Origin of the sequence: Flavobacterium seoulense, from assembly GCF_000695795.1 — a bacterium.
GTDB lineage: Bacteria > Bacteroidota > Bacteroidia > Flavobacteriales > Flavobacteriaceae > Flavobacterium > Flavobacterium seoulense.
In genome coordinates this window covers 227,307-252,922 of sequence record NZ_JNCA01000001.1, presented here as the reverse complement: position 1 = coordinate 252,922, position 25,616 = coordinate 227,307, and the positions used below count along the sequence as shown (strand labels likewise).

Here is a 25,616-nt window from a genome sequence, read left to right as displayed (position 1 = left end):
TTATTGTTTATTTGGATTCCAATTATCAGTTCCTTTTACTACATTTTCCAGCGAATATGCTGTAGCTTCTGAAGATGATAATTCTTTTAAACCAGCCCATTTTGCACGATTTGACATACTTGCTCCTTCGCCTTTGTTTTTATATTCATACAAATGCAAATCGGTACTTGTAGCCGCGTAATCCATACGCCAGGTTGTAGGCCAACCCAATGGATTTAATTCTTTAGCCATATCACAGTTAATCCAGGCCACTTTTGGGTAATTATGCCAGGGTCTTCCTAAACTAAAGGGCTGTTTGTCATCATTAGCACGGGGACTTTTGGTTACAAAAGTCAGTTTGCAGTTATTAAATACAAAACCGTATTTCTGGTCTTTAGGCGTACTTGGTGCAGTAATCCAGCCGCCACCATAACTTCTGATTTCGCAGGTATCAAAATAACCGATTCCACCACCATAGATATAATCGGTTCTTCCCAGTACCAGACAGCTTTTAAAATAACTGCGGGTTCCGTCTTTACCTAACAACATCGTATCCTGATAACCTAAAAAGCTGCAATTAACAAATACATTTTTATCAGAAGCAATAAAAATGGCCAGAGCTTGACCTACTGCACCAGCCGTGTTTTGAAAGGTGATATTTTCAGCAGTAAAACCGTCTCCTTGTATAGTTACCGAAGCAGAAGTACGAATGTTTTGCCCCGTCCATTTGGCTACATCTTCGGCAGGACATTTGTTATTTAAGCCACCTGTACAATCATAAATATGATAACTAATGATGGTTTTCTCACGGCTTTCGCCTTTAAAAGTGATTAATTTTTTATCGGAAGGCACAATGATTTTCTCGGTATTATAAAGTCCGTTTTTAATAAAAATAATAGTCCGTTCCTGATTATTTGCCGGTACAGCATCAATAGCCTGCTGAATTTTTGTATAATCCCCGCTTCCGTCAAGAGCGACCACAATTTTTTTGTCTTTCACATTTGCCGAAACTGTAAAAGTGCAACTGCTGACAAAACAGAATAATAGCATTAATTTGGTTATTATATTCATAAATAAATTTTAGTTGTTATAAAATGTTAATTTTAGATATAGAGAATAAGATTCCTTTTAGCTGTTTCTTTTTTTAAAAAACAGCTATCGTTATTGTATTAGAAGTAAAGGAAGAAGCTTCTATTTTTTAGTCAAAAAGCCCATTTCATCGAGCCAGACTTCGCATAAATTAGTCCACAGTTGTGTAGAACCCGGATTGTTTCGCAGCGCAATAGCGTGATCTCCCTGAGGAAAAATATGCAAAGCAGCCTGTATTTTCTTTAGAAAAAGTGCCTGATAATATTGTAAACTGTTTAATGGACTTACCACATGATCATTGGCTGCACAAACAATAAAAGCGGGTGGTGTAGTTTCAGTAACATTTAATTCACCCGAAAAAAGGGTTTCATTTTCTAAAGAAGCATTTTTACCCAATAAGGCATCATGGCTACCCTGATGGGCATTCTGTTTCATGCTGATAGCTCCCGAAACGAGGATTTGAAAATTAGGTTTGCAATCGACATTATCTAAAGCGTCTTTAATTTGCGAATAGTCTTTGGGCATAGTAGCCGTATTGACAGCCAAACCTCCACCGGCAGAGCATCCCATTACTCCAATTTTATTTTTATCAATACCCCATTGCTCAGCATTTGAACGCACTATTTTTATGGCGCGCTGAGCATCCATAAGTGCTCCGAAGGCCGGATTTACCAAATCAGGTGAAGTAGGTAAACGGTGCAAAACCACAAAAGCATTAATTCCCATGGTATTAAACCACTTGGCCAACTGGAAACCGGCAATATTATACGTTAACTTTTGATAGCCTCCCGGTGGAAAAATAAGTACTGCCGTCCCTTTGTTTTCTTCTTTTGAAGTCAAAAAAGCATGCATCGTAGGAATATCAACCTGGGTTATTCTTTCACGTTCTTCAATTTTCTTTAGCTTTAATCCTTTAGAATTAGGCATTTTTCCCTCTGGCCAAAGAGGTATTATCTCCTGGCAAAAAGCAGTACTTACCGTTATAAAACAAATTAAAGTTATAATTACACGTTTCATAAAAATCTTATTTACCATCAAATTTAAAAGCTTTTGTAACCAATGAAAGAAAATTATTCCCCTGAATAACTTCACTATTTACCGACTCAACGAAAACATCAACTTTTACTTTTTGGAAACAATTATTCACTAAAATCGATTTACAATCTGTTAGTTTTACAATTGGCTGATTGACTAATGGCATTTTTGATTTCACATCATTCAAAACCAAATTTTCACATTTTGAAAACTCAAAAGCAGCTCCTTTTTGTGTTGCAATATCAACATTGTTAAAGGCTAAATTAGATGCCAAATTTGCAGAAAAACCTTCTTTGGCTTCCATTGTTATATTTGAAAATGACAATTCGTTAATAGGCATTTCTTCGATACCATTAATAACTCCTGCTTTATTTATCTCCCTACCAGTAACATTATTGATATGAATATTTCTAAAAATTGGCGTACGCTCTGTAACTACTTCAACCTTAGACTCCCGGTCATAAAACAGGTCGAACGTAAAAGCATTACGACTAATATTGCGCATAACAATATTAGAAATCATAATATTCTCTACAACACCGCCTCGGCCTCTTGCCGATTTCATTCGGATACCCGCATCGGTACCGTCAAAAACACAATTAGAAATAGCTACATTTTTCACCCCGCCTGACATTTCGCTACCGATAACCACACCACCGTGGCCGGCAAGCATAACACAATTAGTAATAGTTATATTTTCACAAGCTTTTCCGTAATCACGTCCATGAAAATCACGTCCGGATTTTATTGTAATACAATCGTCGCCCACACTTATAAAACAATCCGAGATTCTCACATTGGAACATGATGACGGATTAATCCCATCCGTATTGATACCATGAGGATCTTTCGAAGGATTAAAAATAGTAACTCCATGAATACTAATATCATCACAACCCACCGGATTAATAGTCCAGAAAGGTGAATTTTGAATTTTCACACCCTCAATTTTAATTTTATTACATTCTAAGAACTGGATAAAAGGAGGACGAAAAAATTGGGTTTTAAGAGTATTTTCATAATAGGCTTCTACTTTTAACCCCTCATTTTCCTGAGACCATTTTTTTTGTAAATCGGTTGGATTTACTATCGTTTTCTTGTCTTTAATTTCAGCGTTAATTCTTTTAGCTTCCTCCCACCAGGCAAAACCATTTCCTTCTAAAGTCCCTTCGCCTTTTATACTTATATTTTCTGCTTTATAGGCATTTAACAAAGGCTTAAAAGTATTCATAAAAACACCCTCATAACGTACATTTTGAAATGGCAGATAATCTTTAAAATCAGGAGAAAATTTCAAGGTAGCTCCGGCTTCTAAATAAATAGTAATGTTACTTTTTAGTGTTATAGCTCCTGTAAAATAAGTTCCTGAAGGAAAATACAATGTTCCTCCGCCTTCATTTGATGCCAATTCAATGGTTTTATTAATTAGCTGAGTACATTTTACTTTTCCCGAAGCATCAGCTCCTAAAGCCTTAATATCATAATTTTTAGCGTAGGTTAATGAGGTAAAAAGCAGTATAAAAAGGATCTTAAAATTTTTGAATATTCTGGTTTTCATTATTATTTGGTATCAGGTTAACTAATTATTTTTAATTGCTTTAGCCCTATATTTTCTAAAGATTAGCTGAATCCAACAACCACTGATTCTGTACTTTGAAAATATTTTTTACTGTAAATTCTTTTAGCTTGCTTTTAGAAAGTAATTGGAACCATTTAACGCGTTTACCGGTTTCCGAACCCGGGCCATAATTACCATACTCTGCAAAAAAGGCTGTTTTTTCTCTTTCGGGTTTATCCCAATTATGCCAGCCTTCAGATCTAATGTGTTTCCCTAAGAAACAATTTATAAAAGCTACATTTGCAAACTCGCGCCAAGGTCTGCCAAGATATACTTTATCAATATTGGGATCAGCAGTTAGGGTACATTTGAAAAACACATAGCCAAATTGCGTTTCCTTTGCAGTATTAGCAGCTGTAATATAAGAATTGGCTTTACTGTGAATGTTACATTTGCTAAAAATAGCTGTTGCTGAGCCAAAAATAAAATCGGTAGTTCCCTCTATCAAACAATCTGTGTAATATTGACGACTATTTTCGCCAGCGGCATATAAAGTATCCTGATTACCTAATACTTTACAATTGTTTGCAATAAAATAATCTCCTTCAACATGAAGAGCAACCGCCTGTCCCACTCTACCTGACGAGTTTTCAATGGTCAGATTTTCTATTTTGATGTTATTCCCCAAAACTTTTAAAGTATAACTAGTAAAAGTCCCTATTCCGGCTTGGCCTGCATAATTATCATAAGTAATAATAGTCTTTTCAGTACTTTCTCCTACAAGGCTAATGTTACTATGAAAAGAATCAATCAGGACTTTTTCTTTGTAAATACCGTTTTTAATAAAAATAGTTTTTTGATCAGCCGGGAAAGCCCCACAGGCAGTTATTGCCTCCTGAATGGATTTATAATCACCCGAACCGTCTAAGGCAACCGTGATTTTATTCAAAACATTGTTCGCATAAACAGGACTTAATGATTTGAAAAGTATTGAAACTAAAAAGACAATATAAAAAGACACTTTCATTTTATTCAAAAAAATAATGATTTTAAAATTGATTTTACTTACTCCTAAAAAAATAAACAAGAGTATCTTATTTGTATTTTAAAATTTTAGGTAAGCATCAACAACGCAAACATACTTTGTTTATATTTTACCTGTATAGGGCATTTGACAATTACCAAAGGGTGAAATAACAATTTACAATAAATCTCTAAAAATAATAACTCTATCTAACCATAACAATTAACTTTGTTTAAAACTGTAACTAATTAACAACCAGAATTTACACTTAAATCCTTTTATCACTAGTAGAAGAATCAAAACTGATTAGGTTAAACATCCGCCTCAACCGGGAACGCACCCGATTACCATAAATTTTTTCAATTTCTGAAGCAGAAAGATTGGTCGTGATGTGCGTTATGGCATTATTCTCGACAAAATGTTCGTAGCGGCTGGTTAGAATCTCAGCCATTACATTGCAGTCGTTTCCGAAATGTTTGATTTGTTGTTCAGCTCCTAGGTCGTCAAAACAATAACCCGATAATCGATTTTGTTGTGAAGTCATTAGCGTGTACTCTGCCAGAGAATCATAGCCTGATTTGGCAAATTCGAATGAAATATGTCGTGTTGTAATAATCTTATAATCATTTTTTGCGTACATAAAAGGTTTTATTAAATGCATCAGCGAAGTTTTACCGCAGCCAATCGGCCCCGAAAGCATAATTCCTTTGTTGAGATCGATTCCAAGCTGAAGAGCACTCTTTCGGTCTTGAATTGCATAAATCAAAAGTTTATAAATTATTGAAATATCGTTAGGGTCAATTTTAAAACCAGAGTTATACCTTTTTTTACCTTGTTGTTCTAAAAATTGGAAACATTTTTTAGGGTCGTAAATTTTAATGTTATTTTTTATTTCAAATGTGTCCTGAAGGTTAAAGTGGTTCTGCATAGTCTTTGGAATTTGAAACGTTGAGGTTTTTAGGGTGCAGATTGCTAATTTCTTTTTTAGGATTGAATTTGTCCAAATTCAATATCCAGTTCCGGGCAGCTGCTTTCCAATCTTTCATTTGGGTTTTCCCTCCTACTTTCCAACCGTTACTACTGTAATAATTGAAATATTTTTCGGCTTCAATGCTGCTTACTTTTTTTTCCTGAAAAAACTCTTTAACTAATTCTATAGTAGGAGCTATAAATTCTGATTTACTTTCTTCTTTTCTTTCCTCTGGAGTATATATAGTTTTATTATTGTTTTCTAATGTTTTATTATTATATATATGTACCTGTTCATCAACCTGACTATTTTTTGGTTCGGTTCGTTCATTTTTTAGTCCAGTTACAGTTCTTGAAGGTTCATTATTTAGTTTGGTACGTTCATAATTTATAATGGTCACTTCTGTTGATTCATTTTTATCAATATTGGACAAATCTGGTAAAATGACTTCTGTTCCCTCATACGGATTATAAGAGGGTTTGTAGATAATATACTTTTTTTGATGTAGTTCTTTCATACATTTATGATAAGTTGCTTTTGATTTAATCTTGGCAGTAACCATCATTTCTTCTCTCGAAATAATAATTGGGTTTTTAAATCGGTTGAGGTTCCATCTTTGAAATAATGCCAAATACAAACTAATATGTGTTGGATTGATGGTTTTATCCTGATTTGATTTATTGAAGAATCCTGTGAGATGTTTGATATAATTCATAGCTCAAATTTTTAGACTTTCTATTTATTTATCGAGTAGCTTAGAAATATCATCATACTTATAATAAATAATACCGCCTATTCGGTTGTATTGCAGCGTTCCATTAATACGAAGCGTTTGTAAAGTGCCTGGAGAAATTTTGAGTAATTTTCTAACTTCTGAAGATTTAAGCCATTGTGGAATTTGTGCCTTTGAATTAGTTGCTTCTTTTAGTGCCTCAAAAAGCAGGTTACTAAAGTTTAGTAAATCTTTTTTAGTGATCAACTGATGGTTTAACAATTCTAAATTGTCTACTTCAGGGAATAATTTTCTTGCGTTTACATTCATGATTTAATTTGTTATGATTACAAAACAAATTACTTTCAATTGGTTTTAAAAAATTCACAAGGTATTCCCAAGTTGGGTGCTTTTATATATCAAATTGTAACAAACGCTAGTGTTTATAAGAGTATTTTTTTTATTAGCTACTAAAATCAGCTTTGGAGTTTAAAGATTTGACCTTACATTTTGAATCAATTTGATTGAATTTTTAAAAATTCACAAGGTCTACCCAAGTTGGGTTTTTATTAAAAAGAAGAAAAAATGGGGGTATTTGTTTTCTTGGAATTCAAAAAATTACAAGCTATTTTCTTCAGTAATCTTTTTTTGAAAATTATCGGCTAAACTCTGAATGAATTTAGAACCTTGATTTTTGCGGTTTTTAATATCTGTAAAGGTTCTGTATAGATTATCTGTAATCTCGATATTAAATAATAGACCTACCGCTTTCGCAATTTCTTTTAAATCAGAATTGCCATTATTAATTACTTTTGAGAAATGCATGGCATATACTAACTCTATAAGTTCAGTTTTGTTACGAGTCCAGTGTAGTTTTGATTGTATCCCAACAGATTCCGAATAGTTTTTCTTTTTTCTTTTACACTTCATTTTAATTTTTCTGATTCTGTTTTCAATATAATTAACCAATAAATCATGAGCTAATATAATTGCCATTTTATGGTCGTAGTATGTTGAAATCTTCGGATCAAAGCAAAGATGAAAACAATCTATTTCGAGGATATCTTTCTTAATTTTTCTTGTAAAATAAACATGATCTCGTGCATTAGAATGTGAACGAACATAATTATAGAATTCTGGATCTATTTTTAAATTCTTAGCTGTTTGTTTTAGTTCTTCTTCAAAAAACCTGAGACTTAATTTAGTACCACAAGGTGCTCTTGTCTCTATTCGAAGTACTTCTTTTTGAAAAATCAATTTTGAAAAAAGACAAGGTTTAATTTCTTTAAAAAACTCTATTTCTGTCTCTTCATCTTCAAAATTATACTTTTTTAACCATTCATGTAATTCATTAAGTTTGTCCTCTGCCCAGATGATAAACTCTTTAGAACTTTTTATCCTATTTTTTTTCTTCTTTTCGCAAAGAGCACTTTTCTCCAAGAATTTGTCTCTAAAAGCATATTGATATAAATTCATTCCATTAATTTAATGACATTACTTACAAAAATACAAAATATACTAATCTATTTCTTACTAGAAAATAATAAAAATGAATTAAAAAGTAACAAAACTCAATTAATCTGTACCATTAGCTTTTATAATGCTTTTATTATTTAGTTTAGCCCTCAGAATCATCATATCATCACTAACTTTCTTATCTAAAATTTTAGCATAATGCTGAGTCGTTTTAATACTTGAATGTCCTAGCATTTTACTTACACTCTCAATAGGAACTCCATTGGTTAAAGTAACTGTAGTAGCAAAAGTGTGTCGGGCAATGTGGAATGTCAAATCTTTATTTATTTTACATAGCGTTGCTATTTCTTTCAAATAAGAATTCATTCGTTGGTTACTTAAAATTGGTAATAATCTATTTTGATTTACACATAAAGGGTGATTTTCATACTTTTTCAATATTTCCATTGCCATTGGTAAAAGGGGAATTCTGGATTCAATATCTGTTTTTTGGCGATCTTTAAAAATCCATTTTTCACCATCTATACCTATCGAAATATTATCTGCTGTCAATTGTTTAACATCAATGTAAGCTAAGCCAGTGAAACAACTAAAAATGAATATATCGCGTACAAGCTCTAAACGTTCTATATAGAGATCTTTATTGATAATTATTTCTATCTCATTTTCATCCAGAAACTCACGGACAACTTCTTTTACCTTTGATTTGTAATTTATAAAAGGATCTTTATTAATCCACTCATTGGCCAAACATTGATTAACTATCTTATGAAAATTTTTAATGTATTTAACAGTCGTGTTATTAGCACATTTACGTTCACTACGTAAATAAAACTCATATTCGGTTATAAAAGCATGATCAATCTTATCTATACTAATATCAGACATATTGTACTTCCATAAAAGGAAATTTTTAGTATGTCTTAAAGAAGTAACATAGCGTTCATAAGTCCCGGCTGCATATTCTAAGCCTATCAATTCTTTCATCTTACGATTATGCTCTTCAAAAATTGGAATTATCATACGCTCTCTTTTATTCACACCCGTTAATTTATTATTAATTGTCTCAGCAGTTATAGACTCTCCCTTATTATACAAATCTTTTTCAGCTTCTAGGACTTTGATCTTTAATATATCAAGATGACTATTAATCGTTCTAGCTTCTAATGAAGTTCCTTTCATCTTAGCTCCTTCTACTGACCACTTAGTAGGATCAATAAATTTTCCCGTACTTTTTTCAATACGCTTTCCTGCAATAGTAATTCGCTGAAAAATTGGGACTAGTCCTTTAGAATTGACTTTGGCTCTTTTTAAAAAAAAGAGAATTGAGATTTTTGCATCCATTTTTGGTAACCTTTAATGATTATTTAAATTATATTAAATATCAAAGTATAACAAGATGTTTATTATTTGAACAGCCTTATTTTACTGGAGTTTACAAAGAAATAGGAGTACTATTTATTTAAAAAAATTGTGCTCCTATTTGTGCCCCTAAGTATTAGCACTAAATGAATTGTTTTGAAGTATTCAGAAACAAAAAACCCCTAAAAACCTATGCTTTTAGGGGTTTTAACTTTCTTTATATGCACTTTAGCAGAGAGAAAGGGATTCGAACCCTCGATGCAGTTACCCACATACTAGCTTTCCAGGCTAGCTCCTTCAACCACTCGGACACCTCTCTATTTCGGTTTGCAAATAACATTAAAAAATATGACTTAGAAAAGCCAAATCACAATTATTATGATATTTCTCCTCTTAATGAAGTTTCAAACACAGCTTGAAAATCTTTAGACGGAATATTTTGGCCCAACAAATACATTAATTTAGTAATGGCAGCTTCGGTAGTACTATCTTTTCCTGAAATAACGCCTATTTGTTTCAATGTCGAACTCACTTCATACTGTCCCATATTCACACTTCCGCTGGTACATTGGGTTACATTCACAATATGTAAACCCTTAGTAATCGCTTTTTCTATTGAATTCAAAAACCAATCCTCTGTAGGCGCATTTCCGGCTCCATAAGTTTCCAGAACAACACCTTTTAGATTTGGAATTACCAGCAAAGTAGCCAAAACAAGCTCACTTATTCCAGGAAACATTTTTATAATGACCACATTCGTATCTAATTCTGAATGCACTTTTAATTGCTGGCTATCATCTTTCGATAAAAACAAATCTGCTTTAAAATTCAAATTCACACCCGATTCTACTAAAGCCGGATAATTTGGCGAAGCAAATGCCTTAAAATGTTCCGAATTAATTTTAGTAGTTCGGTTACCACGATACAATTTATATTCGAAATAAAGACAAACTTCAGTAATTACAGGCTTAGCATTTTCCTGTAAAGAAGCAATTTGAATTGCTGTAATTAGATTTTCCTTTGCATCAGTACGCAAATCACCAATAGGTAATTGTGAACCTGTTAAAATAACTGGTTTGGATAAATTTTCGAACATAAAACTCAAAGCCGAAGCCGTGTACGACATCGTATCAGACCCATGAAGCACCACAAAACCATCAAATTTTGAATAATTCGATTCAATAATCGTAGCAATTTCTACCCATTTTTCAGGGTTCATATTCGAAGAATCAATTGGATTCTGAAACGAAATAGTCTCAATATCACAATCCAATTGTTGTAACTCAGGAATTCTTTGTAATAATTTACTAAAGTTAAAAACCTTTAATGCTCCGGTTGTAAAATCCTTCTGCATTCCGATGGTTCCACCTGTGTAAATTAAAAGAATTTTAGTCCTTGAGTTCATGAGTATATTTCAATTTATTGACCACCGGATTAGCATACATTGCTAATAATCCTTGCAATGCGATTGGATTTTCGGCGTCAATTCGTTTTTCTAACCTGCGTTCAAAAACAGCTTTTTCGCTTTCAGTATATAGATGCGAATATTTATCTGTTTTATGTAAAATATCGTAAGCAATATAGTTGGTAGGCCACAATTTATAGCTTTGTAAAATGGAATCGTCAATAGCTTGTGCCAAAGCCTGAATTTGCTTGTTTACGTTGTCATTTTCAGCTATAATGGTATCAATTTCAGTATCTAAAACTTTTCCAATATGGATAAAAATACGTTTTTTAGGTCCTAAAGCACCACTTAAAATGGTCATAAAATCTTCATTTTCCTGCTTTACATAGACTTCATTATTGGCTTCAGCCAGTAGTTGAGGCATTTTTAAAGCATCAGTAGGATCATATTCATACGAAATAGAAACCGGAACAATTTTGATTTTCTTGAAATAATCCATCAAATTTTGTTCATCTGAAGCCATTCCTAACATTTTTAAAACGCCTGGATTGGTCGCATCATTTCCGTCTTTAGTTCTTCCTTCACGCTGTGCAATCCAAACCGAACGGTTTTCATGCAACAATAATTGATTAATATATTCTGAAAGTGTTTTAGAACTTTGCAGCATTTCTCTTGGACCTAAACCTCTTTGGACTAAAAAATTACGATTTAGCTTCGCCAAAACATTCAAAAAAGGCTGTTTTACCAAATTGTCTCCAATGGCAGAAGCAGTCATTACCAAATCATGTTCGAATAAAGTCGCATTCAATAAAGTGGTATCTAATAAAATATCACGATGATTAGAAACAAACAAATACGAAGTATTAGGCTCTAAATGCTCAAAACCCGAAGTAGACAAACCTTCTGAACTTTTCTCTAATACTTTTTGAACTGATTGATAAATAAAATTACATTGAAAATCACGAATAGAATGTGTTTTCAACAATTGTGCTTTCCAAACCTCATCATCAACATCAGGAAAAGAAAAATTCATCAATGATTTCAACATCGGATGATGAAGCACTTTTTGTATCGCTTTATTTATTTCGGAATCATAATACGGCCGAATCTCGTCAAACTTTTGCATTTTGGTACTATTAGAAAAACAAATGAACAAAAAAAATATTAAATTTTAGCGAATTCTACTTTAAATCCCAAAAATTGCTTTCGAATTTTCAGTGGTAATTTTAGCAATTTCGCTCTCAGAAATCCCGTAAATCTGTGATAACTTATCAATTACATTTACAAGATAACTACTTTCATTTCTTTTTCCTCTGTAAGGAACCGGAGCAAGATAAGGCGCATCGGTTTCAAGAACAATGTGTTCTAAATCGATTTTATTTAAAAACTGATCTATTTTTCCGTTTTTAAAAGTCACTACACCGCCAATTCCTAATTTCATATTATAAGACAAAGCCTGCAATGCCTGGTCGTATGTTCCTGAAAAGCAATGAAAAATTCCAAATAAATCTTCTGATTTTTCTTCTTCTAAAACTGCAAAAACTTCATCAAAAGCTTCACGGCAATGAATCACAATAGGTAATTGATATTCTTTTGCTAGTTGGATTTGTTTTTTAAAAGCCAATTGCTGCTCTTTTAAATGCGTTTTATCCCAATACAAATCGATTCCAATCTCGCCAATAGCATAGAATTTTCTTTTTTTCAATTCGTTTTCCACAAATTGCAATTCGTCCAGATAATTCTCCTTAATATGCGTAGGATGTACTCCGGTCATTAAAAAAACATTTTCTGGATATTTGGATTCCAAATCATACATGGCTTCAGTGTAAGCCGAATCGATAGCCGGAATAAAAAAACGGCTAACTCCAGCCGCAAAAGCACGCTGCATCATTTCGTCTCTATCCTGACTAAATTCTTCGCTGTATAAATGAGTATGAGTATCGGTAATTATGGGTTTTGTTTCCAATTGTATTGCTTTAAAATGCAAAATTAGGTTATTAGACAAAGATTCACAAAGACAACACAAATCAGTGCAAAGAAATAATATAATCTCTTTAAAATTTCGAAAAGAGAAGCTATAATGCCGATTCCTCCGATTATATAAACACGCCAAGATTTAGACTTAGTGTAAGAATCCATTTCCAAACCTTTTTCATTTAGCCTTTTTGTCTCTTTAACATCTCCAATTCTTATCCATACAATTATTGCAATAGAAAAAAGCAAACATCCTATTACAATAAAAATATTATCACCTTGTATATAATTCATCTGCTCTTTTCAAGTTTAAATCCATAAATTTAAATTATTACGCAAAGATTCACAAAAACAAAAAATCACACAAAGACTTAAAAGACTTTGCGAAAAACTTTTGCGCCTCTTTGTGTTAGAACTCTTAATCCAACTTCTCCAACAACTCCTGAACCTTATCGTAATTTTCGAAATCAGATGAAATAGTCAACAGGATTGCTTTACAATCAGTATATTTTTTTTGTTTTAATTTGGCTAATGCTAAAGCATAAATCGCTTTGTTTTTATAGATGGAATTTCCTGATTTTATTTCGTCAAAAACAGTTTCGGCTTGCTGAATATTTCCATTTTCTAACAACGAAATACCATAAAAATACTCAATTTCTACCGATTGATTTTCTTTTAACACAGCTTCAAAAAGCGGAATAGCTTCTTTATATTTTTTAGCATTAAAAGCGGTTTCGGCTTGTTTTAAATTTTCAATTGCCGTTCCTTTCTCGGTTAAATAGATATTTTCGTACTGGTTATAATCCTCAAAATTAGGTTTTGAACCAGGATTAAACAAAAACATTCCCAACAAAAGCACCACCGAAGCAGCAACCAGATACACTAAAGGTTTTATCGAAATCACCTTTCTTTTTCCTGAGTTAAAATGTTTGTTTGAAATATTTTTTTACATTTTCTTCAAAAGCTTCTTTTTCTCTTTCAAAACCAAATTTAGTTGCTAATTGCAATTGAACTTCTCTAAAACTTGCCAATTCTGAAGCTAATTCAGGATTATCCAAAAGCTTTTTTTCAAAATCCAATCGGGCTTCATCAGACAAACTGCCTTGAAGATACTCTTCGAATACTATATATTTTTCTTCGTTCATGGCTTCTTAGTTTTATTTCAATGATATGTAATACACCTATAATTTCCTATATAAGTTATTTTCATGATGCAAATTCCATTTCCGAAAATATCAGTCAATTTAAAAAAGTAGCATTTTCGTCCTACAAAGTTTTACAATTACCTATAAATTCAAATTATAAAAACCTCATTATCATTCCTGATGGAATTTTAAATTTTCTGCCTTTTGAAGCCTTAATTACTCAGGAATCCAACACGACTAATTTTGCCAAAATGCATTATTTACTGAATGATTACAACATTGGTTATCATTTTTCCAGTTTTCGAAAATACTGCTTATACATTGACTTATTCTAAAAACGAAATGCAGTCTATTAAAAGTAATTTCAGTGGAAATTATTTAACAAATACAGCGGATACTTTCGATAATTTCAAAAAAAATGCCGCTGATTATTCAATTTTACATTTATCCAATCATGCTGATGCTGGAGATGTTATTACTCCTGCCAGCATTAAATTTTACGATCAGGAATCCTTTATTCAGAATTATACAAGCTAAAAATCAATCCTGATTTAGTCGTTTTGAGTGCTTATGAAAACGGGAATTGGCAAACTCTTTAAATCCGAAGGAGCCATGAGTATCGCCCGCGGGTTTCAATTTGCAGGAGCACAAAATTTATTATTTTCTTTATGTAAGGTCAATGATTATACAACTTCGGTTTTTATGGACTCTTTTTATCAAAATATCAAAAACGGTCAATCTTATCTCGAAGCAAATGCCAATGCCAAACGTGATTTTTTGAAAAATCCGAATATTTCTAATGCTAAAAAATCGCCTTATTACTGGAGTGCTTTTGTTTATTCTAGAACTTTAGACAAAAATGAAACTTCTCTAAATTATGTTTATATTATTTTGGGAATTGTAATCACAATTGCCTTAATTTGGTTCTTTATCCGTTTCAAAAAATGAAAAACCTCCACGAAATCCTGAAGAAGGAAAAATATAAAAAAGTAAAATTCAAGATTACTAAAACCCAGCATTTGCTCATCAAAGCCCAAATTAACGGCATAAAAGGAAATTTCATACTTGATACAGGTGCTTCTAATAGCTGCGTAGGTTTCGAACATATTAACCTATTCAATTTAAACGCCGAAGACTCTAAAACCAAAGCTTCTGGTGCTGGAGCTACAGGAATGCTGACCCAAGTTGCAACTGCAAACAAATTACAACTGGGTTCTTGGAAAAACCATGATTTTGATTTGGTTATTTTTGATATGTCACATGTCAACGAAGCCTTGATAGCTTACAAAGCAAAACCCGTTGACGGAATCATTGGCGCTGATATTTTATTAAAAGGAAAAGCAATAATTGATTATTACAATCATTATTTATACTTGCTGTAAACTTGTTTCCAAGAACAGTCTACTTTCTTGATTTTTTCTTCGAATGTGACTCTTTTGGGTTTTCTGCCAAAGCCCACATAATTCCGCCTTTTAAATGCTCTAAATAAACCGAATCAGCATAATCCTTCGCATCATGACCTAAAGCCGTATAAAACACTCTGGCACCTTCAAATTCATGATACCAGGATAACGGAAAATAATCCCCAAAAACACGTCCTGGATAAGTAGTTTTAGTATCATCTTTTACTGTTCGTAAATCGGCAGCCAGAAGGACTTGAATATTTGGATTTAATTCGTCCATATAATAACATTCGTCTTCCTTAATCCATGTTTCAGAAAGCATTGAAGTAGCCGGATGATTTTTATTGATTACTTTTATTTCGAAAGACTGAAAAGCAGGATGTTTTTTGAAAGCGCCACCCACCATCGCCGTAAACCAAGGCCAACTACGCTCAGATCCCGAAGTACTGTGAATCCCCACAAAACTTCCGCCACGATGAATGTAAGCCACAAAAGCCTGTCGCTGTTCTTCATTATCAAAAATTTCATTATTGGTATTCGAAAAAATAAGGCAATCGTATTTTTTTAGATTCTCATTTGTCATTACCGATGGCTCATCTGAAACATCAACCAACCAATGATTCTCTGCTCCCATTTTCTTCAAAGCATCAACACTTGCTGCTATATTTTTATGCACATAACCTTTACCGTTTTTGGTATAAACCAAAATTCGTTTTTGAGCTGGTGGAGTAGCAAAAACAGTGGTAAATCCAATAATAAATACAAACAGTAGTAATTTGATTTTCATAGTCTTTTTATTTATTTTTCGAATATAAAAAGAAAATCCCAAACTCCATAAATTGGAATTTGGGATTTTTATGTTATACCTACAAGGTTCTGAAAACCTTGCAGGATTATATTGGAATTTGTATTTACTACAATTCAAATGCTTTTTTAGGGTTTCCACCGCAAAGCAATTCAACAGGGTTTTCTAAAGCTTCTTTAACAGCTACTAAGAAACCTACTGACTCACGACCGTCGATAATTCTGTGGTCATAAGATAGAGCAATGTACATCATTGGGTGAATTTCAACCTTACCATTTACAGCGATAGGACGCTCGATAATGTTGTGCATTCCTAAGATTCCAGATTGTGGAGGGTTGATAATTGGTGTAGATAACATAGAACCGAATACACCACCATTAGTGATTGTAAAAGTACCACCTGTCATATCATCAACTGTAATTTGACCATCACGTGCTCTTAAAGCTAATCTTTTGATTTCAGCCTCAATTCCACGGAAAGTTAAATTCTCAGCGTTACGAACTACAGGAACCATTAATCCTTTTGGTCCAGAAACTGCAATTGAGATATCAGCAAAATCAAAAGCAATTTTGTGATCACCATCCATCATAGAGTTTACATCAGGGAACAATTCTAAAGCTCTTGTTACCGCTTTTGTAAAGAATGACATATATCCTAAACCTACACCACCGTGTTTCGCTTTGAAAGCATCTTTGTATTCATTACGCAAAACATTAATAGGTGTCATGTTTACTTCGTTGAAAGTAGTCAACATCGCAGTTTCGTTTTTAGCAGCTACTAATCTTTCAGCTACTTTACGACGTAACATAGATAATTTAGTACGATCAACTCCACGGTTTCCACCTGTAGGAGTTCCCATTGAAGGAACTGCTTTTACAGCATCATCTTTAGTTATTCTTCCACCTTTTCCAGTTCCTGATACAGTTGCCGGAGCGATGTTTTTCTCATCTAATATTTTTTTAGCAGCCGGAGACGGAGTTCCAGTTGCATAAGTAGCTGCTGGTGCTGCCGGAGCCGCTGGTGCAGGTGCCGCTTTTGGAGCTTCAGCTACTGGAGCCGGAGCCGCTGCAGGCGCTTCTGCTGCTGGTGCAGATCCTGATGGTTTAGCAGCCGCAGTGTCGATATGACAAACTACTGCTCCTACTGCTACTGCATCACCTTCTTCAGCTTTTAGGGTAATGATACCACTAGCTTCAGCTGGTAATTCTAATGTAGCTTTATCTGAATCTACTTCAGCAATTGCTTGATCTTTTTCAACATAATCCCCATCTTTTACTAACCAAGTGGCGATTTCAACTTCTTTAATAGATTCCCCTGGTGATGGAACTTTCATTTCTAAAATCATGTCGTAATATTTTAAATTATGAATTTTATTTTTTAATGTATGAATCGTTATTCTGTGCGATGATTATCTAAACAAATTTTTATCAAATACCATTCTGATAGCATCTGCATGACGGCGTTTTGCTCTTGTATAACTTCCTGCAGCTGGTGCTGAGTAAGCTTTAAGAGAAGCTAATCTCCATTTTACAAGATCAAAATTCATCAACATATAGCTGTAAGCTCCCATGTTTTTAGGCTCTTCTTGTGCCCAAACATAATCATCAGCATTTGGATATTGTGCAATAATTGCTTTTAATTGTTCTACTGGTAATGGGAACAATTGTTCGATACGAACTACAGCCACATCATTACGTCCGTTATTTTCTCTTTCGGCAACAATATCATAGTAGAATTTACCTGTAACAAAAACTAAAGTTTTTACTTTCTTTTTATCTACTGTATTGTCATCAATAGTTTCCTGGAACTGACCATTTGCTAATTCGTCAATTGTTGATACACATCTTGGATCACGTAACAAACTTTTTGGAGAGAAAACAACTAATGGTTTACGGAACGTAGTTTTCATTTGTCTTCTTAACAAGTGGAAGAAGTTAGCCGGCGTAGTACAATCAGCCACGTACATATTGTGACGTGCACATAATTGTAAATAACGCTCCATACGTGCCGAAGAGTGCTCAGCACCTTGTCCTTCGTAACCGTGTGGCAACAACATTACTAATCCGTTTTGATTATTCCATTTGTCTTCTCCACAAGAAATGTACTGGTCAATCATAATTTGAGCTCCATTAGAGAAATCTCCAAATTGTGCTTCCCAGATTGTCAAAGAGTTTGGATTAGCTAAGGCGTAACCATAATCAAACCCTAATACTCCGTACTCAGACAAGAAAGAGTTGAAAATACGGAAGTTTCCTTTTTTGTTTTCGATAGCATCTAATAATACTACTTCTTCCTCAGAATCTTCTACTTTTACTACCGCATGACGGTGAGAGAAAGTTCCACGCTCAACGTCCTGACCAGAAATACGAATATCAAAACCTTCAGTCAATAAAGTACCGTAAGCTAATGTTTCGGCAGTTCCCCAATCGATAGTGTTGTTAACATATCCAGCTTTTCTATCAGTAACAATTTTTGTGATTTTGTTAATGAATTTTTTATCAGATGGTAAACTAGATACGGTTTCGATAATAGAATCTAAAGTCGATTTTTCTACAGTAGTTGTTACTTTTTGTAACATGATATCATCAGAAACCTGTTTGAAACCATTCCATTCATTTTGCATAAACGGAGTAATGATTGTCAAATCTTTTTTACGGGAAGCTTCTAAGTTTTGATCTAAATCGTCTTTGTATTCTTTTTCGATGGTTTTCACCAAATTAGCATCGATTACACCTTCTGACAATAATTTCTCAGCATACAAATCTCTCGGATTTCTATGTTTAGCAATCAATTTATATAATACAGGTTGCGTAAAACGAGGTTCATCACCTTCGTTATGACCATATTTTCTATATCCTAATAAGTCAATAAATACGTCACGTCCAAATTGCATTCTGAAATCCAATGCAAATTGCATAGCGTGAACTACAGATTCTGCATCATCAGCATTTACGTGTAATACTGGTGACAAAGTTACTTTAGCAACATCTGTACAATAAGTAGATGAACGAGCATCTAAATAGTTAGTTGTAAAACCAACCTGATTGTTGATTACAATGTGGATTGTTCCTCCTGTTTTGTAACCATCTAATTGTGCCATTTGGATAATTTCATAAAGAATACCTTGTCCTGCAATCGCAGCATCTCCGTGAACGGCGATAGGCAATACTTTAGAAAAATCGTTAGGGAAATATTTATCTTGTTTTGCTCTTGTAATACCTTCGATAACGGCACCTACAGTTTCAAGGTGCGAAGGGTTTGGAGCTAAGTTGATGTTGATTTTGCGTCCAGACTTAGTAATTTTGTCAGCTGTAAGACCTAAGTGGTATTTTACGTCACCGTCAAAATATTCCTGATCGTAGTCTTTTCCGTCAAATTCAGAGAAAATATCCTGAGTAGATTTACCAAAGATATTAGCCAAAACGTTCAAACGACCACGGTGAGCCATTCCCATTACGAATTGTTCTACTCCTTTTTCGGCAGCTCTTTCGATTAAAGCATCTAAAGCCGGAATAATAGTTTCTCCACCTTCAAGTGAGAAACGTTTTTGACCTACATATTTAGTATGTAAGAAGTTCTCAAAAGAAACGGCTTGATTTAATTTATTTAAAATTCCTTTTTTCTCATCAGCTGAGAAAGTAGGACGATTTTCGTTGATATTCAATCGCTCCTGAATCCACTCTACAATTTCCGGTCTACGAATATACATGTATTCGATACCAATATGCTGGCAATAAACTGTAGTTAAGTGATTAACAATTTGCGATAAAGTAGAAGGTTGTAATCCTAATATTTTTGCTGCATCAAAAGTAGTATTCAAATCAGCTGAAGAAAGACCGAAGTTTTCTAAATCTAAAGTAGGTGAAAAAGTTCTACGCTCTCTCACAGGATTTGTTTTAGTAAACAAATGTCCTCTGGTGCGGTATGCGTCGATTAATTTTACAACTTTAAACTCATTTTGAAGTTGCTCAGAAATCTTACTGTTATCTACAGGAGACGGAGCTGCTGAAGAAACCGGAGCTGCTGCTACTGCACTGTATTGAACTGGATTTTCCTCATTGTACGTTTCCATTCCAAAATCGAAACCTTGGAAAAAACTTCTCCAGCTAGGCTCTACGCTATCTGGGTTTTCTAAATATTGATCGTATAATTGAGCAAAAAATTCGGTATGCGCTGCATTTAAAAATGAAAACCTATCCATAATGTTAGTGAATATACTTTTTGTTAAAATAGTTTGGCAAAAGTACAATAATCAACTAAATTTACTTGAAAATTAAAACACTTTTAACTATTAAAATGTTAAATACCTTACTACTTATGACAAAAAAACATGCCTTAGGTATTCCAAATTTAATTTTGACTGCCTTATTCGTATTTTTTTCCATTACATTATCCGCTCAAAATCAGAGTACTGACTTTAAATCCAGTAATGATTTTTGGCAAAATGTACAGTTTGGAGGTGGATTAGGTTTAAGTTTTGGCTCCGGTTATACTGATATTTCGGTTGTACCAAGTGCTATTTACAATGTAAACCAATATTTTGCAGTAGGTTTAGGAGCGCAATATACTTATGTAAAAGTAAAAGATTCCCACAATTCTAATTTATACGGCGGAAGTTTAATTACGCTATTCAACCCTATTCCTGAAATCCAGCTTTCTGCCGAACTGGAACAATTAAGAGTCAACGTAAAAGGAATTGGTAATAACGATTTCAGCAACAACTTCTGGAATACCGGTTTATTTCTAGGCGCCGGTTACCGAAACGGAAATGTAACCATAGGTGCCCGCTACAATGTTTTACATGATGACAACAAAAGTGCTTACAGCGATGCTTTTATGCCATTTGTAAGGTTTTATTTTTGAGGGAGTCCTGAGTTCTACTTAAAATTATTTCGAAACCATACTTTTTGCCATTCTCTTTTTAAGATTAAAAAAGAAACCTGTTCTGCTAAAATAACCAAATCAGAACCATCGAGTTTTTTTACCTCATCTTCTGCAACATCAATTACATACAGCAGATTCAAATATTCGGCAAATTTATACTGAATCAATCGGTAGATTTTTTCGTGTAATTGAATTTTTAATTCAGCGGGCGAAATACTCATCGGAAAATCGACTCCTTCATTAGCCAGATTAAAATCTTTATTTAACTGCTGAATCAATTTGAGATACAAAGATTCTTTTTGAGCTTCTTCAAACAGCAAATCGGTATTTAACGGAGAAATGTACATAATTATATAAATTCAATTACAATTTAAGATTTACTCTTTTACAGTTTTTATTTTCCAACAATCTACAATTTTAGACAACAGCACATCGCCTCCTGCATAGAAAAAAACGGCTCCCATAGGCGGATTTGCAGCAGGAATTAATCCAAAAGTTTTTGGTTCCCATTTCCAACATTCGAAATATGTCCCCACCAGCTCAATAAATATCACACACAAAGCAATGAAATAATATAAATTCTGCCAGCGCTTTCTTTTTAAAAGTAAAAAGAAAAAGATTCCAAAAATAACCGAAAAAACATCGTTTAGAAAAATTCCAACGAACAGGAACAATGCAAAAAAACCAATTAAAAAGTATTTTCGTAAAATCGCATCTCGTTTAACAGCCCATTGCGTATGCGCATACACATATCCTGAAGCAAAAACAATTGCATGACCAAAAGGAACATATAAAGGAATAACCGCCGTTCGATAATGATACATTTCTAATAAGGTGCAAAAAATCAACTCACCTATATAAGATAAGATTACCATAACAAACATTAATCTTCTTAAATGTGATCCTGAAAACCAGAAGAAAAAAGAAAAATAAAGTAATGCTAAAACATTTGTAATTTGGCGTCCATCAAAATAATTTTCAGCAAAAGAAACACTATCAATCGCTAAAGCCAAAATAGTAAACAAAGGAAAACAAACCGCAAAAAACAATTGTTTTTCTACGTGGAATTTTTCATCATTGAAAAAGCTAGCTACTACGGTAGTCATTCGAACACTACAGATTAGACTTTTCTACCCATTAGATTTTCTCCAAAAGCACGAAGAATTTCTTTCTTTTTGTCACCAATACTCATTTTATCAAGAGTTTCAAAAGCTCTAAAAGTATATTCTTCAATTGCTTTTTGTGTAGCAGCTGCAGCTCCTGAATTGACAAAAATTTCTTTAACCTCATTAATTTTATCCGAACTATCCGCAGGCTGATTTGAAAATAAATCAGTTAGTCTTTGTTTATTGGTTTCATTCGAAAATTCGATTGCTTTTAAGTACAAATACGTTTTTTTATTTTCGATAATATCTCCTCCTACTTGTTTTCCGAAAGTTTTCGGATTTCCAAAAGCATCTAAATAATCGTCTTGTAACTGAAATGCTAATCCTAGATTTAAACCAAAATCATAGATTAATTTTCCGTTCTTTTTAGGAGTTTCAGCAATAATTGCACCCATTTTCATAGCCGCCGCAACTAAAACTGCCGTTTTATATTCGATCATTTTCATGTATTCAGGAATAGTTACATCCTGACGCACTTCAAAATCCACATCCATTTGCTGACCTTCACAAACCTCTAATGCCGTTTTACTAAACAACTTTGCCAGTTTTCTAAAAATAACAGGCTTGTAAAATTCGAAATATTGGTAAGCCAAAATCAACATTGCATCTCCGGATAAGATAGCGGTATTAGTATTCCATTTTTCATGAACGGTAACACTTCCTCTTCTTAAAGGCGCATCATCCATAATATCATCATGAACCAGAGAAAAATTATGAAAAACCTCAACAGCCAGCGCCGCAGATAATGCTTTTTTATAGGAAGTTCCAAAAATCTCCGCACTCATTAAAGTTAAAACAGGACGAATTCTTTTCCCGCCAAGACCTAATATATAATGTATAGGTTCATATAAATTTCTTGGTTCTTTTAATTCTATTTGTGTTTTAAGATAATCGGTTACAAATTCCTGATATTGACTTACGGAGTGCATAAATTTAATTTTCGGGCTAATTTACAGCATTCACATTGGATTACAAACTTCGTTTATGATTGAAATGTTAAATTATCAAAAAAAACAATGGAAACTATTTTGGTATTCAAAGTTTCCAATCTATATTTGCATCAGAATTTAACAATTAAATTCGGAGTCGCTCTAGAACAAAATTGATTGGAAGTTATAAAATGCACAAAGGATTATGAAAACAAAATGGAAAGTTAATTCGAACCAATCTGATGTATTAATCAGAATGAGACATTCAATAATTGCTTATTTAGGAGGAAACTTCAATAGCTTTCAAGGTCATGCCGACTTTAAGAACAATGAAATTCAGGATGCAACCATAGCATTTTCATTAGACGTAAAAAACAGGGAATCAAAACTGGAACAATTTAGTAATTACCTAAAACTAAATGATTTTTTTGATGTGAACCAATACCCTACTATTAGTTTCAAATCGACTTCTTTTCAAAAAATCAACAAAAACATCAATTTCTTAAAAGGCGATTTAACTATCAAGAATATTACTAAAACAGTAGAACTTGATGTGGAACTGATAGAAACTGATTATTTAGACGGCGAAAAAAAAGTAGCATTTGAACTTACTGCCGATATTAACCGAAAAGATTTTGGATTAGCATCGAATGCATTCAACACTAATAACGGATTAACCACAGGACAAGACATTAAACTTGTCGCTAATGTTGAATTCAGCATTTAATGCAATGCTACTTATAACAATAGAATTAAAAATAAAATGAAAGAGAAGATTATTTCTAAGGCAAGCGAAATGTTTTTAAAACTAGGTTTTAAAAGTATCACTATGGACGACATAGCAGGAGAAATGTGCATTTCTAAAAAAACAATCTACAAATATTTTTGTAATAAAGAAATTTTAATTGAACAGAGCGTACAATTAATTCACACAAAAGTTCATGAACTTATAGATGAAGTAATTTCAAAAGATTATAACGCAATTCAAGAAAATTTTGAAATCAGACGCATGTTTGGTGAAATGTTTAAATCCTCAGACACATCACCTATATATCAGCTAAAGAAACATTATCCTGAGATTTTTACCAATGCATTAAAATTTCAAATTGAAGAATGCGAGTTTTGTTTTAGACAAAATATGGAAAAAGGAATTGCTCAAAATTTATACCGAAAAGATCTAAACATTGAAGCATACGTAAAATTTTACTATTATCTCATTTTCAATATCAACGAAAACACACAATCTGAAAGAGAAGCATATCAATTAGAACTTGACGCTTTAGAATACCATACCAGAGCTATGGCTACCGCCGAAGGAATTATCGAATTAGAGAAAAATTTACTAAATATAACTAAATAATGAAGCAACTACTAATATTAACTATTCTATCATTTGTAACGATTACAAATGCACAGGAAAAAAAGACGCTTACTCTCAAGGATGCGATACAATATGCACTTGAGAACAAAGCCGAAGCGAAGAAAGCACAATTAAAAGTCGAAAACAGTGAATACCAAATTCAGGAAGTTCGCTCGAGAGCTTTACCACAAGTTTCGATAAACGGCAACATGACTTACAATCCTATTTTGCAACTAAATGCTTTACCAGGAGACTTTTTTGGAGCTCCGGGAACTACACTTTTAGCGCCATTAGGACAAAAATGGACTTCTACCGGAGGAGTTTCTTTAACACAGGCTTTGTTTGATCAATCGGTTTTTACAGGTTTAAAAGCAGCAAGAACAACACGTGAATTTTACCAAATAAACAATCAGCTGACAGAAGAACAAGTTATTGAAAGAGTAGCTAACAATTACTATCAGGTTTATGTTTTACGTCAAAAACTAGCATTGATTGAAAGTAATTTAAAAACAACTTCTAAGGTTCGTGATATTGTTAAAGGGCAATTTGATAATGGACTAGCTAAAAGAATTGATTTAGATAGAATGACGGTAAACTTATCTAACATCAATACTCAAAAACAGCAAATCATTAATTCAGTACAATTACAGGAAAATGCTTTGAAATTCTACATCGGGATGCCTATTGATACTGAAATTGATATACCTCAATCAGAATTTGAAGTAACTCCAACTGCTTTTACTGATATTCCAAATTCAGCCAACAGAAGTGAATTTTTAATTCTGAAAAAACAAGAAGAGTTATTGGTATTGCAAAAAAAATCAATACTTGCCACTTATTATCCTACACTTTCACTTTCGGCTAACTATAACTACATTGGTCAGGGACCTCAAATGCCTTTGTTTGCAAAACCTGCTGATGGAGTATATTGGTCTGATTTCTCATCTATAGGATTGAATTTAAGAATTCCGGTTTTTACAGGATTTGGAACCAGAGCTAAAGTAAGACAAGCTGATATCGAATTGAGAACAATTCAGGAAGATATTAAAGACACGCAATTGTCTTTGGATTTAGATTATAAAAATGCTAAAACTCAAATAGAGAACAGCATTATTACAATAGAAAATCAAAAAGAAAACATGCGATTAGCTGATGAAATTCTAAAAAACATCAACAACAATTACGCACAAGGTTTAGCTTCATTAACTGACTTACTGGATGCTGAAAATGCTTCTATTGAAGCACAAAATAATTATACAGCAGCTGTTTTAGATTACAAACTAGCCGAAATAAAACTTATCAAATCGAAAGGAGAACTTAAAAACTTAATAAATAACTAA

29 protein-coding genes and 1 tRNA gene are annotated in these 25,616 nt (G+C 33.1%); 8 read left to right on the top strand and 22 right to left on the bottom strand.

The features are described 5' to 3' along the window. The 16 genes from FEM21_RS00940 to FEM21_RS16665 all read right to left on the bottom strand — a co-directional run bounded on the left by FEM21_RS00940 (nucleotide 1) and on the right by FEM21_RS16665 (nucleotide 13,729). Nucleotides 1–1,050, bottom strand: coding sequence for a pectinesterase family protein (locus FEM21_RS00940; protein ID WP_051627433.1), 1,050 nt, complete (start codon nucleotides 1,048–1,050; stop codon nucleotides 1–3). Nucleotides 1,051–1,170: 120 nt separating this feature from the next. Next, a complete protein-coding gene (locus tag FEM21_RS00935) occupies nucleotides 1,171–2,085 on the bottom strand; it encodes an alpha/beta hydrolase (RefSeq protein WP_035657106.1) in 915 nt (304 codons plus the stop codon). Nucleotides 2,086–2,092: 7 nt separating this feature from the next. Next, on the bottom strand, nucleotides 2,093–3,661 hold the full coding sequence (locus FEM21_RS00930) for a glycoside hydrolase family 28 protein (protein WP_051627432.1): 1,569 nt from the start codon (nucleotides 3,659–3,661) through the stop codon (nucleotides 2,093–2,095). 55 nt (nucleotides 3,662–3,716) lie between these two features. Beyond that, on the bottom strand, nucleotides 3,717–4,688 hold the full coding sequence (locus FEM21_RS00925) for a pectinesterase family protein (protein ID WP_035657103.1): 972 nt from the start codon (nucleotides 4,686–4,688) through the stop codon (nucleotides 3,717–3,719). 265 nt (nucleotides 4,689–4,953) lie between these two features. After that, nucleotides 4,954–5,613: a P-loop NTPase family protein gene (locus tag FEM21_RS00920; protein WP_035656775.1), complete on the bottom strand. Its 660-nt coding sequence runs from the start codon at nucleotides 5,611–5,613 to the stop codon at nucleotides 4,954–4,956. Then, complete coding sequence (locus tag FEM21_RS00915; RefSeq protein WP_035656774.1) at nucleotides 5,597–6,370, bottom strand: hypothetical protein; 774 nt, start codon at nucleotides 6,368–6,370, stop codon at nucleotides 5,597–5,599. The genes FEM21_RS00920 and FEM21_RS00915 overlap by 17 nt, the downstream gene beginning before the upstream one ends. Before the next feature lie 24 nt (nucleotides 6,371–6,394). Then, nucleotides 6,395–6,697, bottom strand: coding sequence for a helix-turn-helix domain-containing protein (locus tag FEM21_RS00910; protein ID WP_051627431.1), 303 nt, complete (start codon nucleotides 6,695–6,697; stop codon nucleotides 6,395–6,397). A 288-nt stretch (nucleotides 6,698–6,985) separates the two neighbouring features. Then, complete coding sequence (locus FEM21_RS00905) at nucleotides 6,986–7,843, bottom strand: RteC domain-containing protein (RefSeq protein ID WP_051627430.1); 858 nt, start codon at nucleotides 7,841–7,843, stop codon at nucleotides 6,986–6,988. Between the two features lie 99 nt (nucleotides 7,844–7,942). Next, a complete protein-coding gene (locus FEM21_RS00900) occupies nucleotides 7,943–9,187 on the bottom strand; it encodes a site-specific integrase (RefSeq protein WP_035656772.1) in 1,245 nt (414 codons plus the stop codon). Nucleotides 9,188–9,437: 250 nt separating this feature from the next. Beyond that, nucleotides 9,438–9,524, bottom strand: a tRNA-Ser gene (locus tag FEM21_RS00895). A gap of 57 nt (nucleotides 9,525–9,581) precedes the next feature. Further along, nucleotides 9,582–10,610, bottom strand: a complete 1,029-nt coding sequence (locus FEM21_RS00890) for an asparaginase (protein ID WP_035656771.1) — start codon at nucleotides 10,608–10,610, stop codon at nucleotides 9,582–9,584. Next, complete coding sequence (locus tag FEM21_RS00885; RefSeq protein WP_035656770.1) at nucleotides 10,594–11,736, bottom strand: 1-acyl-sn-glycerol-3-phosphate acyltransferase; 1,143 nt, start codon at nucleotides 11,734–11,736, stop codon at nucleotides 10,594–10,596. Before FEM21_RS00885 ends, FEM21_RS00890 begins: the two co-directional genes overlap by 17 nt. Nucleotides 11,737–11,796: 60 nt before the next feature. Further along, nucleotides 11,797–12,576, bottom strand: a complete 780-nt coding sequence (locus FEM21_RS00880; protein WP_035657095.1) for a TatD family hydrolase — start codon at nucleotides 12,574–12,576, stop codon at nucleotides 11,797–11,799. A gap of 23 nt (nucleotides 12,577–12,599) precedes the next feature. Next, the gene (locus tag FEM21_RS00875; protein WP_035656768.1) at nucleotides 12,600–12,878 is read right to left on the bottom strand and encodes a hypothetical protein; all 279 of its coding nucleotides are present in this window, start codon (nucleotides 12,876–12,878) and stop codon (nucleotides 12,600–12,602) included. Nucleotides 12,879–13,002: 124 nt separating this feature from the next. Further along, nucleotides 13,003–13,488, bottom strand: coding sequence for a tetratricopeptide repeat protein (locus FEM21_RS00870; protein ID WP_236353484.1), 486 nt, complete (start codon nucleotides 13,486–13,488; stop codon nucleotides 13,003–13,005). A 16-nt stretch (nucleotides 13,489–13,504) separates the two neighbouring features. Next, on the bottom strand, nucleotides 13,505–13,729 hold the full coding sequence (locus FEM21_RS16665) for a hypothetical protein (protein WP_236353482.1): 225 nt from the start codon (nucleotides 13,727–13,729) through the stop codon (nucleotides 13,505–13,507). A gap of 20 nt (nucleotides 13,730–13,749) precedes the next feature. Between FEM21_RS16665 and FEM21_RS16660 the strand changes: the two genes are divergently transcribed. From FEM21_RS16660 to FEM21_RS00860, 4 genes are read left to right on the top strand one after another with little or no spacing between them, the layout of a single operon-like run. Beyond that, entirely contained in the window at nucleotides 13,750–14,064 is a 315-nt protein-coding gene (locus tag FEM21_RS16660) for a CHAT domain-containing protein (RefSeq protein ID WP_236353480.1), read from the top strand. Beyond that, nucleotides 13,997–14,266, top strand: a complete 270-nt coding sequence (locus FEM21_RS16655) for a hypothetical protein (RefSeq protein ID WP_051627429.1) — start codon at nucleotides 13,997–13,999, stop codon at nucleotides 14,264–14,266. The genes FEM21_RS16660 and FEM21_RS16655 overlap by 68 nt, the downstream gene beginning before the upstream one ends. A gap of 33 nt (nucleotides 14,267–14,299) precedes the next feature. After that, nucleotides 14,300–14,677: a CHAT domain-containing protein gene (locus FEM21_RS16650; RefSeq protein ID WP_051627428.1), complete on the top strand. Its 378-nt coding sequence runs from the start codon at nucleotides 14,300–14,302 to the stop codon at nucleotides 14,675–14,677. Next, a complete protein-coding gene (locus FEM21_RS00860) occupies nucleotides 14,674–15,111 on the top strand; it encodes a retropepsin-like aspartic protease (RefSeq protein ID WP_035656766.1) in 438 nt (145 codons plus the stop codon). Before FEM21_RS16650 ends, FEM21_RS00860 begins: the two co-directional genes overlap by 4 nt. Nucleotides 15,112–15,130: 19 nt before the next feature. Here the strand turns inward: FEM21_RS00860 and FEM21_RS00855 are convergent, their stop codons facing one another. The 3 genes from FEM21_RS00855 to FEM21_RS00845 all read right to left on the bottom strand — a co-directional run bounded on the left by FEM21_RS00855 (nucleotide 15,131) and on the right by FEM21_RS00845 (nucleotide 20,138). Next, on the bottom strand, nucleotides 15,131–15,919 hold the full coding sequence (locus tag FEM21_RS00855; RefSeq protein ID WP_035656765.1) for a ThuA domain-containing protein: 789 nt from the start codon (nucleotides 15,917–15,919) through the stop codon (nucleotides 15,131–15,133). A 127-nt stretch (nucleotides 15,920–16,046) separates the two neighbouring features. Next, nucleotides 16,047–17,282: a 2-oxoglutarate dehydrogenase complex dihydrolipoyllysine-residue succinyltransferase gene (odhB, locus tag FEM21_RS00850; protein ID WP_035656763.1), complete on the bottom strand. Its 1,236-nt coding sequence runs from the start codon at nucleotides 17,280–17,282 to the stop codon at nucleotides 16,047–16,049. Between the two features lie 63 nt (nucleotides 17,283–17,345). Then, nucleotides 17,346–20,138, bottom strand: coding sequence for a 2-oxoglutarate dehydrogenase E1 component (locus FEM21_RS00845; protein WP_035656762.1), 2,793 nt, complete (start codon nucleotides 20,136–20,138; stop codon nucleotides 17,346–17,348). Nucleotides 20,139–20,254: 116 nt separating this feature from the next. On the opposite strand from FEM21_RS00845, the gene FEM21_RS00840 reads away from it, so the two are divergent. Next, complete coding sequence (locus FEM21_RS00840) at nucleotides 20,255–20,800, top strand: hypothetical protein (RefSeq protein ID WP_051627427.1); 546 nt, start codon at nucleotides 20,255–20,257, stop codon at nucleotides 20,798–20,800. Between the two features lie 14 nt (nucleotides 20,801–20,814). On the opposite strand, the gene FEM21_RS00835 is transcribed toward FEM21_RS00840, so the two are convergent. Genes FEM21_RS00835 through FEM21_RS00825 form a run of 3 tightly spaced genes read right to left on the bottom strand, consistent with a single transcriptional unit; the run spans nucleotide 20,815 to nucleotide 22,916 of the window. After that, nucleotides 20,815–21,168, bottom strand: coding sequence for a hypothetical protein (locus FEM21_RS00835; RefSeq protein WP_035656761.1), 354 nt, complete (start codon nucleotides 21,166–21,168; stop codon nucleotides 20,815–20,817). A 30-nt stretch (nucleotides 21,169–21,198) separates the two neighbouring features. Continuing rightward, on the bottom strand, nucleotides 21,199–21,927 hold the full coding sequence (locus FEM21_RS00830) for a hypothetical protein (protein WP_035656759.1): 729 nt from the start codon (nucleotides 21,925–21,927) through the stop codon (nucleotides 21,199–21,201). Nucleotides 21,928–21,941: 14 nt separating this feature from the next. Further along, the gene (locus FEM21_RS00825) at nucleotides 21,942–22,916 is read right to left on the bottom strand and encodes a polyprenyl synthetase family protein (RefSeq protein WP_035656758.1); all 975 of its coding nucleotides are present in this window, start codon (nucleotides 22,914–22,916) and stop codon (nucleotides 21,942–21,944) included. A gap of 205 nt (nucleotides 22,917–23,121) precedes the next feature. Here FEM21_RS00825 and FEM21_RS00820 point away from each other — a divergent pair, with 205 nt between their 5' ends. From FEM21_RS00820 to FEM21_RS00810, 3 genes are read left to right on the top strand one after another with little or no spacing between them, the layout of a single operon-like run. Then, nucleotides 23,122–23,643, top strand: coding sequence for a YceI family protein (locus FEM21_RS00820; protein WP_035656757.1), 522 nt, complete (start codon nucleotides 23,122–23,124; stop codon nucleotides 23,641–23,643). A gap of 36 nt (nucleotides 23,644–23,679) precedes the next feature. Then, a complete protein-coding gene (locus FEM21_RS00815; RefSeq protein WP_035656755.1) occupies nucleotides 23,680–24,276 on the top strand; it encodes a TetR/AcrR family transcriptional regulator in 597 nt (198 codons plus the stop codon). After that, nucleotides 24,276–25,616, top strand: a complete 1,341-nt coding sequence (locus FEM21_RS00810) for a TolC family protein (protein ID WP_035656753.1) — start codon at nucleotides 24,276–24,278, stop codon at nucleotides 25,614–25,616. The genes FEM21_RS00815 and FEM21_RS00810 overlap by 1 nt, the downstream gene beginning before the upstream one ends.

Excerpts from the sequence above, each read along its gene's own strand:
- FEM21_RS00840 (WP_051627427.1), top strand. The coding sequence starts at position 20,255 with ATGACAAAAAAACATGCCTTAGGTATTCCAAATTTAATTTTGACTGCC.
- FEM21_RS16665 (WP_236353482.1), bottom strand. The coding sequence starts at position 13,729 with ATGAACGAAGAAAAATATATAGTATTCGAAGAGTATCTTCAAGGCAGT.
- odhB (WP_035656763.1), bottom strand. The coding sequence starts at position 17,282 with ATGATTTTAGAAATGAAAGTTCCATCACCAGGGGAATCTATTAAAGAA.
- FEM21_RS00910 (WP_051627431.1), bottom strand. The coding sequence starts at position 6,697 with ATGAATGTAAACGCAAGAAAATTATTCCCTGAAGTAGACAATTTAGAA.
- FEM21_RS00875 (WP_035656768.1), bottom strand. The coding sequence starts at position 12,878 with ATGAATTATATACAAGGTGATAATATTTTTATTGTAATAGGATGTTTG.
- FEM21_RS00855 (WP_035656765.1), bottom strand. The coding sequence starts at position 15,919 with ATGAAAATCAAATTACTACTGTTTGTATTTATTATTGGATTTACCACT.
- FEM21_RS00915 (WP_035656774.1), bottom strand. The coding sequence starts at position 6,370 with ATGAATTATATCAAACATCTCACAGGATTCTTCAATAAATCAAATCAG.
- FEM21_RS00925 (WP_035657103.1), bottom strand. The coding sequence starts at position 4,688 with ATGAAAGTGTCTTTTTATATTGTCTTTTTAGTTTCAATACTTTTCAAA.
- FEM21_RS00900 (WP_035656772.1), bottom strand. The coding sequence starts at position 9,187 with ATGGATGCAAAAATCTCAATTCTCTTTTTTTTAAAAAGAGCCAAAGTC.
- FEM21_RS00830 (WP_035656759.1), bottom strand. The coding sequence starts at position 21,927 with ATGACTACCGTAGTAGCTAGCTTTTTCAATGATGAAAAATTCCACGTA.
- FEM21_RS16655 (WP_051627429.1), top strand. The coding sequence starts at position 13,997 with ATGATTACAACATTGGTTATCATTTTTCCAGTTTTCGAAAATACTGCT.
- FEM21_RS00820 (WP_035656757.1), top strand. The coding sequence starts at position 23,122 with ATGAAAACAAAATGGAAAGTTAATTCGAACCAATCTGATGTATTAATC.
- FEM21_RS00920 (WP_035656775.1), bottom strand. The coding sequence starts at position 5,613 with ATGCAGAACCACTTTAACCTTCAGGACACATTTGAAATAAAAAATAAC.
- FEM21_RS00815 (WP_035656755.1), top strand. The coding sequence starts at position 23,680 with ATGAAAGAGAAGATTATTTCTAAGGCAAGCGAAATGTTTTTAAAACTA.
- FEM21_RS00860 (WP_035656766.1), top strand. The coding sequence starts at position 14,674 with ATGAAAAACCTCCACGAAATCCTGAAGAAGGAAAAATATAAAAAAGTA.
- FEM21_RS00930 (WP_051627432.1), bottom strand. The coding sequence starts at position 3,661 with ATGAAAACCAGAATATTCAAAAATTTTAAGATCCTTTTTATACTGCTT.
- FEM21_RS00885 (WP_035656770.1), bottom strand. The coding sequence starts at position 11,736 with ATGCAAAAGTTTGACGAGATTCGGCCGTATTATGATTCCGAAATAAAT.
- FEM21_RS16650 (WP_051627428.1), top strand. The coding sequence starts at position 14,300 with ATGAAAACGGGAATTGGCAAACTCTTTAAATCCGAAGGAGCCATGAGT.
- FEM21_RS00845 (WP_035656762.1), bottom strand. The coding sequence starts at position 20,138 with ATGGATAGGTTTTCATTTTTAAATGCAGCGCATACCGAATTTTTTGCT.
- FEM21_RS00905 (WP_051627430.1), bottom strand. The coding sequence starts at position 7,843 with ATGAATTTATATCAATATGCTTTTAGAGACAAATTCTTGGAGAAAAGT.
- FEM21_RS00890 (WP_035656771.1), bottom strand. The coding sequence starts at position 10,610 with ATGAACTCAAGGACTAAAATTCTTTTAATTTACACAGGTGGAACCATC.
- FEM21_RS00940 (WP_051627433.1), bottom strand. The coding sequence starts at position 1,050 with ATGAATATAATAACCAAATTAATGCTATTATTCTGTTTTGTCAGCAGT.
- FEM21_RS00935 (WP_035657106.1), bottom strand. The coding sequence starts at position 2,085 with ATGAAACGTGTAATTATAACTTTAATTTGTTTTATAACGGTAAGTACT.
- FEM21_RS00810 (WP_035656753.1), top strand. The coding sequence starts at position 24,276 with ATGAAGCAACTACTAATATTAACTATTCTATCATTTGTAACGATTACA.
- FEM21_RS00835 (WP_035656761.1), bottom strand. The coding sequence starts at position 21,168 with ATGTACATTTCTCCGTTAAATACCGATTTGCTGTTTGAAGAAGCTCAA.
- FEM21_RS00825 (WP_035656758.1), bottom strand. The coding sequence starts at position 22,916 with ATGCACTCCGTAAGTCAATATCAGGAATTTGTAACCGATTATCTTAAA.
- FEM21_RS16660 (WP_236353480.1), top strand. The coding sequence starts at position 13,750 with ATGATATGTAATACACCTATAATTTCCTATATAAGTTATTTTCATGAT.